The sequence below is a fragment of the Thermococcus camini genome (genome assembly GCF_904067545.1).
In the GTDB taxonomy this organism is placed as follows: Archaea; Methanobacteriota_B; Thermococci; order Thermococcales; family Thermococcaceae; genus Thermococcus; species Thermococcus camini.
In genome coordinates this window covers 438,750-451,086 of sequence record NZ_LR881183.1, presented here as the reverse complement: position 1 = coordinate 451,086, position 12,337 = coordinate 438,750, and the positions used below count along the sequence as shown (strand labels likewise).

Below are 12,337 nucleotides of genomic sequence, written 5' to 3'. Positions count from 1 at the left end.
GTATATACCACTTGAAAATATAAAAAGGTTTCTAATAGACATTCGTCAAAGATAATATCGTCAATCGTCTATTTTTCCGCCCCTCACACAGAGCAGTGAGCCCCTCTCGACACCAAGCTCGCGGGCGATTGGAGGACACTTGGCCTTGAGGAGGAAGAACATCCTGCTGTCCCCCAGGTCGCTCAGAGTCTCAAAGTTGGCCTGCCCCTTGGCGATTACGACGTCGACGGCGTTGAAGATTCTCCGGAATTCCTCGGAGGCGTATTCCAGTGGAGTGCCCGGAAGCCTGGAGCCCGTGGATATAACTTCAGCAAACTCGTTGAACCCCGCCTCCAGCAGGTCCCTGACCGTGGCGTCATTGATTATCGGACCGTCCTTCGCGGCCACGTATATCCTCAGGTCGGGAAATCTCCCACGTATGAACTCAAGCAGCAGCCTGTCAAAGTACACCTCCCCGCAGTTATCGGTGAGGTACAGCAGTATTTCGGCGTTCTCGAGCGCCCTGAGAAGCTCATCGCTGTGGTCTATGCCAAGCTCCTCCCGGGTCACTCCAATGATGTCCTCCTCTATTTTTGAGGGGTCGTAGCCAACGGCGAAGTCTATGATGTTGCCCGCTATCGCCAGCTTGAGAGCTGTTTTGAAGTCCACTGGAACCCCGAGATCCCCGGCAACCCTTTGAGCCAGCTTCCTGGAGGTCTCCTTGTAACCGCTGAACGGGTCATCATCCCCAAGGAAGCGGTACAGTTCAAGGAATAGCATACCCCCGCTCACCGCGGGAATTGAATCCTCGCTAAACAGCTCGCCAAGTTTCCCGGCCACAAAAAGCATGGCCTTCCTGCGCTTTCCAGAGTCCTCGGCACTCATCTCGGTTATCTTCTGAGCCTGGTTAACGGCACAAGCGATGCACTCATAGTGGATCCTCATAACACCACCGGGTAAAAATAGAACCGCGCCTTATTAAAGTGAGGGATGATTCAACCATCAAGCTCTAAGGGTTTCAACGTACGCAAGCTCCTCGGGGATGGACTTGCGCTTCCTCCTCTCCATCTCCCTCTCGAGCATGTATCCGTACAGGTGGGCCATCCACATCATCCGTGTCACCTCCGTTTCCCCGTTTTCAATAATATCTGGCCCCTCAGAGGTTTAAAAGCTTTGTCAGCCCCCAAATTTCCATAAGTGACTCTTGGAGTTCTTTATTCCTTCAAAAAAGCAATGTCGTCCGCCTTTGTAGTTGGATGTACAGATATGTTCGACTAAATCTGCTCTAACATTTCCGATTAAGAAGAAAGCGCACATTAGAACATCGACTTTTTCCGGAAGCCGACCCAACTGTTTATAAACTTTGGAGACGCCATCACTACGGTGAGAGAAAATGGCCCTAGAGAAGCTCGGGAAGGCACTGAACAGCGCCCTGAAAAAGCTCGCCCGCTCGAAAACCGTGGACGAGGCGACGATAAAGGAGGTAGTGCGAGATATCCAGAGGGCACTCATCCAGGCGGACGTTAACGTGAGGCTCGTTCTTCAGCTGACCAAAACAATAGAGAAGAGGGCACTTGAGGAGGAGCCCCCGGCAGGGGCTTCAAAGAAGGAGCACATAATCCAGATAGTCTACGAAGAGCTGACCAAATTTCTCGGAAAGGAGGCCAAACCCCTCGAGATAAAAGAGAAACCCACCGTACTGCTCACCGTCGGTATTCAGGGTTCGGGTAAAACAACCAGCGTGGCGAAACTTGCAAGGCACCTCCAGAAGAGGGGCTACAAGGTGGGCGTCGTCTGCTCGGACACCTGGAGGCCAGGAGCCTACTACCAGCTCAAACAGCTCCTCGAACCGTACGGAATAGAGGTCTCCGGCGATCCCGAGGAGAAGGACGCAGTCAAGCTCGCCTACGAGGGTGTCGAGTACTTCCGGGGGAAGGACGTGGATGTCATAATCGTGGACTCCGCAGGAAGGCACAAGGAGGAGTCCGGCCTTATAGAGGAGATGAGGCAGATAAGCCAGGCCATAAAGCCCCACGAGGTCATACTCGTCATAGACGGAACCATAGGCCAGCAGGCGTATAACCAGGCCCTGGCGTTCAAGGAGGCAACGCCAATAGGCTCGATAATAGTCACCAAGCTCGACGGTTCGGCCAAGGGTGGTGGCGCACTCTCGGCCGTCGCCGCAACTGGCGCCCCGATAAAGTTCATTGGTGTTGGCGAGAGGATAGACGACCTCGAGGCCTTCGATCCGAAGCGCTTTGTTTCGCGGCTCCTCGGAATGGGGGACATCGAGGGACTCCTGGAGAAGCTCGAGGAGCTCCAGAAACAGCAGGCCGTCAGCGAGGAAGACCTCGAAAAGTTCCTCAAGGGCAAGTTCAACCTGAAGGACATGTACGCCCAGCTCGAGGCGATGCAGAAGATGGGACCGCTGAAGCAGGTTCTTCAGATGATTCCCGGACTGGGCTACTCCCTGCCGGATGACGCCGTCAGGGTGGGCGAGGAGAAGCTCCGGAGGTACAGGGTAATCATGGACTCCATGACCGAGGAGGAGCTCGAGCACCCGGAGATAATCAACTACTCGAGGATCAAACGCATAGCCCGCGGCTCGGGAACCAGCACCGCAGAGGTAAGGGAGCTCCTCAACCAGTACAATCAGATGAAGAAGATGTTCAAGAGCATGGACAAGAGGAAGCTGGCCAAGATGGCCAAGAGGTTTAACTTCGGGGGGTTCGGCCTATGATGGAAGCGTTTGTCCTGGTTGTTGTTAAACCCGGAACCGAGGAGAAGGTCTACGAGACCCTCCGGGGCAACGAGAAGATAAACGAGATATACAGGGTCTATGGGGAGTACGACCTGATCCTCCGCGTGGAGGTCGGCAGCATAGAGGAGCTGGACAGGTTCCACGACGAGGTTCTGAGGAGGATAAAAAACATCGAAATGACGGAGACGCTGATAGCCAGCTCCTACAGGGGGTGAGGGGTTGGAGAGGCGGTGGGTGGCCACCATCGACCTCGAGACCCTGGAGGTCGAGCACGACCCCACCTTTAAATTTAAGTGCCTCGAAAACTGCGGGAAATGCTGCTACGAGCTGGAGATACCGGTTAGGGATGAAGATATAGCCAGAATAGAGGAACTGGGCTACAGTGCCTGGGAATTCGTGGACTACGATAAGATGTTCTACCGCGGAGACAAGTTCCTCAGCTACGCCCTCAAAAAGCGCCCCTTCGACGGGGGCTGCGTTTTCCTTGATCCCGAGACCATGCGCTGCAAAATCTACGACCACCGGCCCCTCGCGTGCAGGCTCTATCCGTTCGTCTTTGTGAAGCACGGAAAAAAGATGGAAATCTACGTCAAAAAGGACTCCTTCTGCCCCGGCATCGACCATCCAGAGGGGGAGGCCGTGACGAGGGAGTTCCTCCTCAGGGAGTACGGCGACGTCATAGAGGAGTACCGCAGAAAAGTTGTGAAGAGCCGGGAGTGACCGAAACCTATTTATACATTTTCTTGTTAATTCAGGGGCACCGGAGGTGAGAGCGTGAGTCAGCTGAAGTCCGTACAGGAAAAGCTGAGACTGGTCAGGGTGCTCAGACTGCTCAAGAAGACCTACACCTACGAGGAGCTCTCCAAGATAACGGGCCTCCCCATCACAGTGCTGAACAGGTACGTGAGGGGAAAGGTCCTGCCGAGCGCCGAGAGAACGAAGGAGCTCCTCAGCCTGCTCCTCCCGTACATCAACATAGAGGAGGAGGTCAGAAAGAGAATAAAATTTGACGAGTACGGGTTCTTTGACAACATGCCGGTGCTCAGCGATACATCCCTTATGAGCCTCATCGCCGAGGAGGTGGCTGGCAGATACATGGACAAGAACGTGGACAAAGTCCTCACCGCCGCAACGGACGGAATAGCCCTCGGCGTCCACGTGGCGAGGGAGCTGAACGTCGATGTTGTCTACGCCAAGAAGAAGAAGGAAGTCGGCGTTGAGAAGTTCTACGAGGTCAGCTATGTTCCGAGCGCCTCGGGAAGCGTCACAACGCTGTACCTCCCGCAGTGGGCCCTCAAGAAGGGCGAAAACGTCCTCATAGTTGACGACGTCATAAGGAGCGGCGAGACCCAGAGGGCGCTCCTGGAGATGTGCCGGCAGGCTGGTGCGAAGCCCGTCGGAATGTTCTTCCTCATAAGCGTCGGGGACGTTATAGAGCGGCTGCGCGAGGAGTACAGCATCCCGGTGGAGAGCCTCATAAGGCTGGAGTGATTCCCATGAAGGTGTTCATATACAACGCCGACGGCCTGACGATTCCGGTGGAGGTCGAACCCGGCCTCCCTTTTAAATTCATATGCACCGAGGAGGAGTGCGGAAAAAAGGTGGTCATAGAGGGCGTGGTGCGGCACGCGGAGGAGGCAGAGTTCACGAGGGTTCTCAGGGACACCATCGCGGAAAACCCCGACTTCAAAAAGATACTGGAGATAACGGCAAGAAACCTGATTTTTGAGGGTAAAGTCAACGGAAAGGAAGTTATCCTTCCGGTTGAGAGCTTCGACGACTTTGCGAAGAGGTTCCTGGATGAAGTTCTAGTCCTCCGTTAGCTTTAACCTTGTGTCCTCTTTAACCACCTGCATCGCAACACTCGTGTTCGTTTTTTCCACTCCCTCAAGGGAGAGCAACCACTTAACGAAGCGGTTCATGTCTGCCCTATCCCTGAACTTCGCCACCAGGACTATATCGAACTCACCGGTTATGTCATAGACCAGAATTACCCTCTCGTTTTTGGCTATCTCGCGCTCTATATCCAAGATACGTCTTCCCCTGGCCTTGACACCTATGACCGCGGTCAGTCCAAAGCCGAGCTTCTCGTAGTCAAGGATCGGGGCAAACCCCTTGATTACACCTTCCTCCTCCATCCTTTTAATGCGGTTGTACACGGTTCCAACGGCCACTTTGAGCTCCCGCGCTATCTCACGGTACGAGAGCCGGGCGTTTTCCTGGAGCAGCGAGAGTATCCTCAGGTCGAGTTCATCCACCGTATCCCACCCCCTCCCGAGTAGACCGTAAACTTTAAATACCCTTCCCTTGGAGGGAATAGCGGGCAGTGGACCGGTAGCCTAGCTAGGATAGGGCGGCGGCCTCCTAAGCCGCAGGTCCGGGGTTCGAATCCCCGCCGGTCCGCCATCACACAATCTTCTAACGGACGTCGATTCTCGAGATTCGGATCCTTAAGAGGTTTTGTCCCGAACATATCGCGCGGGGATTCATTCAAATTCCCGAAGAAACAGGACGATCGCCCAAAAGAGGATTTTAAGAGAAACCCGAAGAAAAAACGCAGAATCAACCCTTACGGAAACCCAGGTAAAATCCTCCCATGAACGCCGCCGTTCCCGGCAGGATGCCCATAACCTTCTCCCCGAGGGTCAGGATTTCGTGGCTCCAGTCCCCGGCGAGGTTGAAGAGCCTGTCCTTGTCGATTATTATGACGCCCTTCTGCTCAAGCCAGAAGAGGCTCAGCATGTACGCCCCGATTATAGCCAGCGCCAGCTTCATGAGCTTTTTGAGGGCAAAGCCCGTTACGAAGCCAACGATAGCCCCAACTCCCATGTCGCCCATCATGGCGTTCAGGTCGAACTCCATTCTACCACCCCAGAATCCTTGCACTTCATCGGATAAAAACTTGTTGCCAAAACGTTTAAATTAAACGAAGCCAAAATATTTACAGACCATAAAAGTCGGGTGAGAGCATGACAACCCCAATGGAGAGGCTCAAGAACAAGATAACGAAAGAGGTTCTCTGGCTGTACATACTCCGGCTACTGCGGGAGAGGCCCATGTACGCCTACGAACTGAAGGAGAGGATAAGGGAGGCGTTCAACTTCGAGCCCGCGACCGTCAGCTCGTACGTCGTCCTCTACAAGCTCGAGAAAGAGGGGTACGTTACCGCGGAGTGGCAGGAGAGCCAGACGGGAAAGCCCTCCAGAAAGTACTACAAGCTCACCCCTGAAGGGGAGAGTCTCCTTGAGGATGGGATAGCTTTTCTTGAGGACATGGTTGCGAAGCTGAAAGGCGCATGAAGGGGGCGATTGCCCGCAAATAATTTTTGCGTTTCTGAAGTTGCTCAGAAAAGCATAGAATTGAGAAGCGTAGAAAGAGGGAAGTAAAAGGTTGGGACTTCAGCGTCCCATTCCACCGCGCGGCTCTCTCGCCTTCGGGCGGAGACCCTTGTAGCCGCACTTCCTGCACTTCTTGGCCTTCCACGGGTTAGTGGCACCGCAGCGCATGCACACGTACTTCCTAAAGATTCTGGCCTCAGCCTCGGGAAATCTCGCCATCGTGATCACCTCATGATCTTAAACCGTCTTCACCTATACATCCGGGCTTTTAAAGCTTTGGTGCGGGGGACGGGATTCGAACCCGCGTAGCCCTTCGGCAGCGGATCTTAAGTCCGCCCCCTTTGGCCAGGCTCGGGCACCCCCGCGCGAGGGAGTGTAAAGCGAGGGGAATTAAAAGCTTTCCCCTCAGGTCCTGATGATCCTCATCTCAAAGTCCTCGACCGGAACCTTGAAGTCCTCCCTGCTCTCGATCTCCTTTCTGTTGTAGAGGATTTCCCTCGCGAGGATCCAGTAGATGAGAGCCAAAGCTTTCCTGCCCTTGTTGTTGGTCGGAATTGCAACATCAACGTAGCTGAGGAAGTTCTCGGTGTCAACGAGGGCTACTATCGGTATGCCAATCTCGATGGCCTCCTTCATGGCCTGGTGGTCGGCCCTCGGGTCGGTGACGATGAGGACGTCCGGCTCCATGAAGTTCTTGACCTGCGGGTTGGTCATGGTTCCCGGGAGGAAACGGCCGGGTATCGAGCGAACGCCGGTGACGTCGCCGAACTTCTTGACAGGCTTCTGACCGTAGAGCCTGACGCTGACGGCGAGAATGTTCTCCGGGTCGAACTTGGCGAGGAACTTACCAGCAACGCGGAGCCTCTCGTCGGTCTTCCTGACATCAAGCACGTAGAGACCGTCCTGCCTGACGCGGTAAATAAACCTCTTCATGTCCTGGGTCTTCTGCTGGGTTCCGATGTGGACACCGGCAGCAAGGTACTGGTCGAGTGGAACGAGGTATTCCTCCATTCTTCACACCTCCTCATCCTTCAAAGGTTATTATCCTACCCCTTTCACCCAAATCTTCGGCTATGCGAATCAGCTCGTTCAGCTTGGCGATGGAATCCTTACGGAGCACCATCGCCGGACAGCGAAGGCCCACCGCAACGTGGGCCAGTGCCTCATCGGAGGACTCGTAGCGAGCCTCCGCGAGGATAGGAACTATCCTCTCCGACTTCGCGTCGTTCACGAGGTTGTATAAGTCGGTGAGCGTGCCGAGGTTTATCGGCTTTATTGACAGGGCGTTGTAGTAGCGCCTGTCCAGTATGTCCTTCTCGCGGAAGAGGTGCTCGCCGTCAACGAACACCTCGTGGGTGCCAGCGATTAGCTCGAGGAACAGCTCCTCGTCACCGAGGGGCTTTATGTAGGCCACGTTGTTGTCCTCGACTATGGAGAGCACTTCCTCCATATCCATTGGAACCCTCTGCACGAGGCCGAGGGCAACCTCGAGGCCGAGTTCGTCGGTTGCTTTTTCGGTGGCCTTCGAGAAGGCCTCCACAGTACCGGCCCCTGCATGCTCAAGCACCCTGTTTACTGCATCGACCACGTCGGTTATCTCCATGAGGTCCCTGACCATGACGTAGTAGTCGAAGGCCTCACCGCTCGCAATCTCAAGGATCGGAACTGGAAGCTCGGTGGTGAAGGTTCCGCCGATGTAGCTGTACAGGGGCATCCTCTTGACGCTTGCGGCAGCTTTGGCAACTGCTATCGAGACGGCCAAAGCCGTGTTGGCCCCGATGTGGCTGAAGTCCTCGGTGCCATCTATCTCCCAGAGATAGCTGTCTATGAGCTCCTGCTCGCTGGCATCGAAGCCTATCAGCTCGGGCCCGATTATCTCGTCAACCTCGCTCACAGCGCGGTGGGCCTCGGCTATATAGAGGCTCGGGTTCTCGTCCACGGGCGCGGCAAAGCGGCCAAAGCCAGAGCTCGTCACAACGTCTACTTCAACGGAGTATCTGCCCCCCTTGAGCACCGCAACCCTGCCGATTACGTTCTCTATTACGGTCATCTCTCATCAGCTCGGCCTTATTACGGTGAGCGGGATTATTCCTTTCTCAAACTCGAGCATCGCGGCGTCGAGCGGTGTGATTCCTTCCGGGACGTCGATGAGTATGGGCGCACCCATCGCTATCTGGAGGGCCCTTGCTCCGATGATACGGGCCTTCTCAAAGCGGGTATACTTAAACATGACTACCACCCCTGCCTTCCACATTCCGCATCAAACATCCACTGCAAACATTTGGTGGGGCCGCCGGGATTTGAACCCGGGTCTCCGGCACCCCAAGCCGGGAGGATAGACCAAGCTACCCCACGGCCCCCCAAGAAGTGCGGTTTTTAATACACCCTGTACTTCATGGCGCTATCTACGAGCTCGACGTGGCTGAGGAGGGTCCTCCTGCAGCAGTATCTTTCGACCCCGAGGTCGTCGAGCACCCTCTCGGGATCCTCGCCCTTCTCAACGCGGGCCTTAAACTCGTAGTATTTGTCTCCTATGACCTTTCCACACGTGAAGCACCTGACGGGGACTATCACCCGTATCACCTTCTCGAATGAATATTAAAGGAAAGCCATCAGCGGTAGGACTTCTGCCTCTTGGCGCGCGGACCCTTGGTTGAGCGGTTGGGCTTGTGCATCTCGGTTCTCCTGCTGTCGCCGACGAGCATGGTCCTGTCGTACTTCATGAACTTGTCCTTGAGGTTCATGTCGTTGGTCCACTCGACTAAAGCGCGAGCTATGGCAACCCTCGCTGCCTCAGCCTGTCCCATGAAGCCTCCGCCCTCGACCTTGACGTCGATGTCAACCTTGCCAACTATCTCCTCTCCGGCGAGGACGAGCGGCTCCATGATGGTGAAGCGCGCTATCTCCGGCTCGATTATCTCAACCGGCTTGTGGTTGATCCTGACGCGACCCTTTCCTTCCCTGATGGTGGCCCTCGCGATGGCCGTCTTCCTCTTACCAGCAGTCTGGATGACCTTCATCTTCTCTCACCTCAGAACTTTCCACCGAGGAACTTGGCAACCTCGCCAACGGTAACGTACTTCGGGGTTGCGATCCTCGAGCTGTGGGTCTCGCTTATGGTCTCAAGCTCCCTGCCCTCGAACTCCTTCGGAACGCCGACGTAAACCTTGAGCCTCTTGAAGGCCTTCCTTCCGCGGTCGGTCTTCCAGGGGAGCATTCCCCTGACGGTTCTTCTGACTATCTCATCGCTCCTCTTCGGGTAGAACGGACCCTTCCTCGGGTTGGTTCTAGTTCTCAGCTCGGTTCTCTGCTTGTACTTGGCGAAGATGTCCTCGCGGTTTCCGGTGATGATGGCCTTCTCAGCGTTGACTATGACAATTTCCTCGCCCTCAAGGAGCATCTTGGCGACCTTCGAGGCGAGCCTTCCGAGTATGAGTCCTTCAGCGTTAATTATCCTCATGGCCCATCACTCCATTATGATTACTCCACTACCCTTCGGATTTCTCTCGATGAGCTCCTCAATCGTGAGGACCTCTCCACCGGCCTCGACTATCTTCTTCTTGGCAGTCTCGCTGAACTTCCAGGCGGCAACGGTGACCTTGTGCTCAAGCTTTCCTGCACCGAGGACGCTTCCGGGAACAATGACGGTGTCACCGTCCTTGGTATAGCGGTTGATCCTGCTGACGTTCACCTCAGCCCTCTGCCTCCTGGGCCCCTCAAGGCGCCAGGCAATGTCCTTCCATATCTTAACCCCTTCCTCGTTAGACTTCTTTCTGAGGTAGCGGATGAGCCTCCTCAGGTTGATGTCAGTGGGTCCGGTTCTCTTGACCATGAACATACCTCCTTAACGCTCTCTCGCAGGTGGGAAACCGACAGGTCCAACGGGGTGAGCGTAAATACTGGTGCGGGGGCGGGGATTTGAACCCCGGAACCCCTACGGGACGGGACCCTGAATCCCGCGCCTTTGGCCAGGCTCGGCTACCCCCGCGTCAGTCGGACGCTAATTTATGGAGTTCGCTTATAAATCTATCGCTCTTCCTCATGAGGATTTTGAGGGCTATGGTCACGATTTCCTCAACCGGAAGTTCCCCATTGGTCTCGACGGTGAAGACAAAGGCGTTGGGTACGGCCTCTTCTCTGATCTTCTCCCCTACGTAGGCGTCAAACTTCCGCGGAAGGTAGAACGCCTTGATCGTGGTTATAACAAGCTCCTCATCGGTCTCCTCCGCCGGAAGACCGCGCCTCTCGGCGAGCTCCTTGAGCTCCTTCCAGTCGGGAACTTCCTTGCTCACGTGAATCCTGGTAAGGTACTTGTAGTAGACAAAGCCGGGCTGCCACTTGGCGTGGTCCTTTCCGCGACCGAGTTTTGCGTAGGCGTTAAACGTAAGTCTCTGGCCCTCGGCAAGCTTGACTATTGGGATGTTGGGGTTGGCGGGCTTCACACCCTCATCGCTGCTCTTAAGGTCACCGGAGTAAACCATTCCAGGACCCTCTGCCTCGAGGGAGAGCGTAACCGTGTACTCGTCAAGCTCCAGTGAATCGAGGGAAAACCTCTCGTGGGGAGTGGTGAGAGGTATCATACCCACCCTGTGGGCGATTATCTCGTCGAAGAGGGCGGAATCGTTCTCGAAGAACTCAACCTCATCCACCGCAAAGGTCGGGACGTCCGCGAGGATGGTCCTCCTCAGGGCGTTGGCGAAGGGTACATCAACTCCCTCGACGATGAACTTAATCGAGTCCTCCCTTTTCTCAAGAATCTGAAACTTTGGCTCCATCGGCATCACCAAAAAAGAAGTTGTGGGAATCAGACGCGCCTGCCCCTTCTTCCGCCCTTCGGCCTGGTGCCGTCGTGCGGAATCGGGGTGGCGTCCTCAACCCTTCCGATCCTGAGGCCGGCCCTGGAGAGGGCACGGATGGCGGCCTGGGCACCCGGTCCCGGGCTCTTGCTCCTGCTTCCACCGGGGGCGCGGACCTTGATGTGGACTCCGGTGAAGCCCTTCTCCATGGCCTCCTCAGCGGCCCTCCTAGCTGCTATCATGGCCGCGTACGGGGAGGGCTCGTCCCTGTCGGCCTTGACGACCATACCACCGCTCCACCTGCTGACGGTCTCGGCCCCGGTGAGGTCGGTGATGTGGATGATGGTGTTGTTGTAGGAGGAGTAGATGTGGGCAACTCCCCACTTCTCCTTCTTCTTAAGGTTAACCTGCTGGGTCTGCTCGCTCATGAGGCCTCACCCTGCTTAGCCTGTTCAATAACCATCCTCTCGGGGTGGCTCTCCTTAGCGAAAGGAGAGGTCTTCGAGTAGGTTATGGTGTCTTCCTCTTCCCTGAGGACGAGGTAGCCAGGAGAGCGTATTATCTGACCGTTTATCTCGATGTGGCCGTGAACTATGAGCTGCCTGGCCTGTCCGATGGTCCTGGCGAGGCCCTTCTTGTAGACGAGAGTCTGAAGGCGCCTGTCGAGGACGTCCTCAACCGTCAGGGAGAGAACGTCATCGAGAGCGGCATCGGCCGGAAGGAGGCCAAGCCTGTTGAGCCTCTGGAGGAGCTGGGCCCTCTCAACCTCGGCCTGCTTGCCGCGGGCAGCTAGTAGGCGCCTGGCCCTACGCCTGAACTCCTTGAGCTGGGTCTCGTGCCTCCAGAGCTCCTTCTTGTTCTTGAGGGCGTACTTCTTCATGAGGACTCTCTCGCGGTCGAGCCTCTCCTTAATCCAGGGGTGAGAGGGAGTCTCGTACCTCTTCCTCTGCCTCTTGGGGTCTCCCATCTACATCACCTCACTTCTTCCTTCTGCTCACACCGAGGGTGCTGCCGTGCCTGAAGTTCGACCTGGTCCTCTGGCCGCGGAGCGGGAGGCCGAGCTCGTGCCTTATGCCGCGGTAAGCGCGTATTCTCCTGAGCCTGTTGACGTCCTCACGCCAGGCCATGACGAGCTTGGCGGTGATGAGGTGCATGTCCTTGCCGGTCTCGTAGTCCTTCTGCCTGTTAACGGCCCAGGCGGGTATACCGTGGGCGATCGGGTCTTCGAGCACCTTCTCAATCTTCTTGACCTGCTCGTCGGTCAGGTAACCGGTCTTCATGTACGGGTCGATTCCTGCAACCCTGAGCACCATAGTGGCGAAGTTTATGCCTATACCCCTGATGCCCGTAAGGGCCCATCTCAGCTGCTTATTCCCGTTCAAATCAACTCCCGCTACACGGACTATGTGTCTGAAGTTGTCCGTCATTACGAATACACCTCCATCTCAATCCTTCAGAGAGGA

General features: G+C 55.8%; 21 protein-coding genes and 4 tRNA genes. 7 read left to right on the top strand and 18 right to left on the bottom strand.

Annotated elements, in window-relative coordinates; all coding sequences use genetic code 11:
* Window positions 1-60 precede the first annotated feature (60 nt).
* Entirely contained in the window at window positions 61-924 is an 864-nt protein-coding gene (locus TIRI35C_RS02410) for a damage-control phosphatase (RefSeq protein WP_188201592.1), read from the bottom strand.
* Window positions 925-1,372: 448 nt separating this feature from the next.
* On the opposite strand from TIRI35C_RS02410, the gene TIRI35C_RS02405 reads away from it, so the two are divergent.
* The 5 genes from TIRI35C_RS02405 to TIRI35C_RS02385 are packed head-to-tail and all read left to right on the top strand — an operon-like array spanning window position 1,373 to window position 4,563.
* Window positions 1,373-2,719 (top strand): signal recognition particle protein Srp54, encoded by a 1,347-nt coding sequence (locus TIRI35C_RS02405; protein WP_188201591.1) that lies wholly within the window; start codon window positions 1,373-1,375, stop codon window positions 2,717-2,719.
* Window positions 2,716-2,955 carry an Lrp/AsnC family transcriptional regulator gene (locus TIRI35C_RS02400; RefSeq protein ID WP_188201590.1) on the top strand — a complete coding sequence of 80 codons (240 nt, stop codon included), beginning with the start codon at window positions 2,716-2,718 and terminating at the stop codon, window positions 2,953-2,955. The genes TIRI35C_RS02405 and TIRI35C_RS02400 overlap by 4 nt, the downstream gene beginning before the upstream one ends.
* 4 nt (window positions 2,956-2,959) lie before the next feature.
* Window positions 2,960-3,460 (top strand): YkgJ family cysteine cluster protein, encoded by a 501-nt coding sequence (locus TIRI35C_RS02395; RefSeq protein ID WP_188201589.1) that lies wholly within the window; start codon window positions 2,960-2,962, stop codon window positions 3,458-3,460.
* A 54-nt stretch (window positions 3,461-3,514) separates the two neighbouring features.
* Complete coding sequence (locus tag TIRI35C_RS02390) at window positions 3,515-4,231, top strand: phosphoribosyltransferase family protein (protein ID WP_188201588.1); 717 nt, start codon at window positions 3,515-3,517, stop codon at window positions 4,229-4,231.
* A gap of 5 nt (window positions 4,232-4,236) precedes the next feature.
* Window positions 4,237-4,563, top strand: coding sequence for a hypothetical protein (locus tag TIRI35C_RS02385; RefSeq protein ID WP_167890275.1), 327 nt, complete (start codon window positions 4,237-4,239; stop codon window positions 4,561-4,563).
* On the opposite strand, the gene TIRI35C_RS02380 is transcribed toward TIRI35C_RS02385, so the two are convergent.
* A complete protein-coding gene (locus TIRI35C_RS02380) occupies window positions 4,549-4,998 on the bottom strand; it encodes an Lrp/AsnC family transcriptional regulator (protein WP_188201587.1) in 450 nt (149 codons plus the stop codon). The genes TIRI35C_RS02385 and TIRI35C_RS02380 overlap by 15 nt on opposite strands.
* Window positions 4,999-5,068: 70 nt before the next feature.
* On the opposite strand from TIRI35C_RS02380, the gene TIRI35C_RS02375 reads away from it, so the two are divergent.
* Window positions 5,069-5,146, top strand: a tRNA-Arg gene (locus TIRI35C_RS02375).
* A gap of 156 nt (window positions 5,147-5,302) precedes the next feature.
* Here TIRI35C_RS02375 and TIRI35C_RS02370 read toward each other — a convergent pair.
* Window positions 5,303-5,602, bottom strand: coding sequence for an FUN14 domain-containing protein (locus tag TIRI35C_RS02370; RefSeq protein ID WP_188201586.1), 300 nt, complete (start codon window positions 5,600-5,602; stop codon window positions 5,303-5,305).
* A 107-nt stretch (window positions 5,603-5,709) separates the two neighbouring features.
* Between TIRI35C_RS02370 and TIRI35C_RS02365 the strand changes: the two genes are divergently transcribed.
* Window positions 5,710-6,039 (top strand): PadR family transcriptional regulator, encoded by a 330-nt coding sequence (locus tag TIRI35C_RS02365; protein ID WP_188201585.1) that lies wholly within the window; start codon window positions 5,710-5,712, stop codon window positions 6,037-6,039.
* 99 nt (window positions 6,040-6,138) lie between these two features.
* Here TIRI35C_RS02365 and TIRI35C_RS02360 read toward each other — a convergent pair whose 3' ends face one another.
* From TIRI35C_RS02360 to TIRI35C_RS02290, 15 genes are all read right to left on the bottom strand, one after another.
* Window positions 6,139-6,297: a 50S ribosomal protein L40e gene (locus tag TIRI35C_RS02360; RefSeq protein ID WP_014012517.1), complete on the bottom strand. Its 159-nt coding sequence runs from the start codon at window positions 6,295-6,297 to the stop codon at window positions 6,139-6,141.
* Between the two features lie 58 nt (window positions 6,298-6,355).
* Window positions 6,356-6,443: transfer RNA gene (locus TIRI35C_RS02355), tRNA-Leu, on the bottom strand.
* A 40-nt stretch (window positions 6,444-6,483) separates the two neighbouring features.
* Window positions 6,484-7,089 carry a 30S ribosomal protein S2 gene (gene rpsB / locus TIRI35C_RS02350; RefSeq protein WP_058938239.1) on the bottom strand — a complete coding sequence of 202 codons (606 nt, stop codon included), beginning with the start codon at window positions 7,087-7,089 and terminating at the stop codon, window positions 6,484-6,486.
* A 13-nt stretch (window positions 7,090-7,102) separates the two neighbouring features.
* The gene (locus tag TIRI35C_RS02345; RefSeq protein WP_188201584.1) at window positions 7,103-8,128 is read right to left on the bottom strand and encodes a hypothetical protein; all 1,026 of its coding nucleotides are present in this window, start codon (window positions 8,126-8,128) and stop codon (window positions 7,103-7,105) included.
* Between the two features lie 6 nt (window positions 8,129-8,134).
* Entirely contained in the window at window positions 8,135-8,308 is a 174-nt protein-coding gene (locus TIRI35C_RS02340; protein ID WP_014012520.1) for a DNA-directed RNA polymerase subunit K, read from the bottom strand.
* Window positions 8,309-8,360: 52 nt separating this feature from the next.
* Window positions 8,361-8,438 (bottom strand) — tRNA-Pro (locus TIRI35C_RS02335).
* Between the two features lie 16 nt (window positions 8,439-8,454).
* A complete protein-coding gene (locus tag TIRI35C_RS02330) occupies window positions 8,455-8,652 on the bottom strand; it encodes a DNA-directed RNA polymerase subunit N (protein WP_188201583.1) in 198 nt (65 codons plus the stop codon).
* 38 nt (window positions 8,653-8,690) lie between these two features.
* The gene (locus TIRI35C_RS02325; protein ID WP_058938241.1) at window positions 8,691-9,098 is read right to left on the bottom strand and encodes a 30S ribosomal protein S9; all 408 of its coding nucleotides are present in this window, start codon (window positions 9,096-9,098) and stop codon (window positions 8,691-8,693) included.
* An 11-nt stretch (window positions 9,099-9,109) separates the two neighbouring features.
* Window positions 9,110-9,538, bottom strand: coding sequence for a 50S ribosomal protein L13 (gene rplM, locus TIRI35C_RS02320; RefSeq protein ID WP_188201582.1), 429 nt, complete (start codon window positions 9,536-9,538; stop codon window positions 9,110-9,112).
* A 6-nt stretch (window positions 9,539-9,544) separates the two neighbouring features.
* Window positions 9,545-9,910 carry a 50S ribosomal protein L18e gene (locus TIRI35C_RS02315; protein ID WP_014012524.1) on the bottom strand — a complete coding sequence of 122 codons (366 nt, stop codon included), beginning with the start codon at window positions 9,908-9,910 and terminating at the stop codon, window positions 9,545-9,547.
* Window positions 9,911-9,978: 68 nt separating this feature from the next.
* Window positions 9,979-10,066 (bottom strand) — tRNA-Leu (locus tag TIRI35C_RS02310).
* Window position 10,067: 1 nt separating this feature from the next.
* Entirely contained in the window at window positions 10,068-10,853 is a 786-nt protein-coding gene (locus tag TIRI35C_RS02305) for a DNA-directed RNA polymerase subunit D (RefSeq protein WP_188202960.1), read from the bottom strand.
* A gap of 29 nt (window positions 10,854-10,882) precedes the next feature.
* Window positions 10,883-11,302 carry a 30S ribosomal protein S11 gene (locus TIRI35C_RS02300; protein ID WP_139680167.1) on the bottom strand — a complete coding sequence of 140 codons (420 nt, stop codon included), beginning with the start codon at window positions 11,300-11,302 and terminating at the stop codon, window positions 10,883-10,885.
* Entirely contained in the window at window positions 11,299-11,841 is a 543-nt protein-coding gene (locus TIRI35C_RS02295; protein WP_167890265.1) for a 30S ribosomal protein S4, read from the bottom strand. The genes TIRI35C_RS02300 and TIRI35C_RS02295 overlap by 4 nt, the downstream gene beginning before the upstream one ends.
* Before the next feature lie 10 nt (window positions 11,842-11,851).
* Window positions 11,852-12,301: a 30S ribosomal protein S13 gene (locus tag TIRI35C_RS02290; protein ID WP_139680165.1), complete on the bottom strand. Its 450-nt coding sequence runs from the start codon at window positions 12,299-12,301 to the stop codon at window positions 11,852-11,854.
* Window positions 12,302-12,337: the final 36 nt, after the last annotated feature.

What these genes read in the sequence shown, in the direction of transcription:
- TIRI35C_RS02410 (WP_188201592.1), bottom strand. Translation starts at nt 924, where the DNA reads ATGAGGATCCACTATGAGTGCATCGCTTGTGCCGTTAACCAGGCTCAG.
- TIRI35C_RS02405 (WP_188201591.1), top strand. Translation starts at nt 1,373, where the DNA reads ATGGCCCTAGAGAAGCTCGGGAAGGCACTGAACAGCGCCCTGAAAAAG.
- TIRI35C_RS02400 (WP_188201590.1), top strand. Translation starts at nt 2,716, where the DNA reads ATGATGGAAGCGTTTGTCCTGGTTGTTGTTAAACCCGGAACCGAGGAG.
- TIRI35C_RS02385 (WP_167890275.1), top strand. Translation starts at nt 4,237, where the DNA reads ATGAAGGTGTTCATATACAACGCCGACGGCCTGACGATTCCGGTGGAG.
- TIRI35C_RS02370 (WP_188201586.1), bottom strand. Translation starts at nt 5,602, where the DNA reads ATGGAGTTCGACCTGAACGCCATGATGGGCGACATGGGAGTTGGGGCT.
- TIRI35C_RS02365 (WP_188201585.1), top strand. Translation starts at nt 5,710, where the DNA reads ATGACAACCCCAATGGAGAGGCTCAAGAACAAGATAACGAAAGAGGTT.
- TIRI35C_RS02360 (WP_014012517.1), bottom strand. Translation starts at nt 6,297, where the DNA reads ATGGCGAGATTTCCCGAGGCTGAGGCCAGAATCTTTAGGAAGTACGTG.
- rpsB (WP_058938239.1), bottom strand. Translation starts at nt 7,089, where the DNA reads ATGGAGGAATACCTCGTTCCACTCGACCAGTACCTTGCTGCCGGTGTC.
- TIRI35C_RS02345 (WP_188201584.1), bottom strand. Translation starts at nt 8,128, where the DNA reads ATGACCGTAATAGAGAACGTAATCGGCAGGGTTGCGGTGCTCAAGGGG.
- TIRI35C_RS02340 (WP_014012520.1), bottom strand. Translation starts at nt 8,308, where the DNA reads ATGTTTAAGTATACCCGCTTTGAGAAGGCCCGTATCATCGGAGCAAGG.
- TIRI35C_RS02325 (WP_058938241.1), bottom strand. Translation starts at nt 9,098, where the DNA reads ATGAAGGTCATCCAGACTGCTGGTAAGAGGAAGACGGCCATCGCGAGG.
- rplM (WP_188201582.1), bottom strand. Translation starts at nt 9,538, where the DNA reads ATGAGGATAATTAACGCTGAAGGACTCATACTCGGAAGGCTCGCCTCG.
- TIRI35C_RS02315 (WP_014012524.1), bottom strand. Translation starts at nt 9,910, where the DNA reads ATGGTCAAGAGAACCGGACCCACTGACATCAACCTGAGGAGGCTCATC.
- TIRI35C_RS02305 (WP_188202960.1), bottom strand. Translation starts at nt 10,853, where the DNA reads ATGGAGCCAAAGTTTCAGATTCTTGAGAAAAGGGAGGACTCGATTAAG.
- TIRI35C_RS02300 (WP_139680167.1), bottom strand. Translation starts at nt 11,302, where the DNA reads ATGAGCGAGCAGACCCAGCAGGTTAACCTTAAGAAGAAGGAGAAGTGG.
- TIRI35C_RS02295 (WP_167890265.1), bottom strand. Translation starts at nt 11,841, where the DNA reads ATGGGAGACCCCAAGAGGCAGAGGAAGAGGTACGAGACTCCCTCTCAC.
- TIRI35C_RS02290 (WP_139680165.1), bottom strand. Translation starts at nt 12,301, where the DNA reads ATGACGGACAACTTCAGACACATAGTCCGTGTAGCGGGAGTTGATTTG.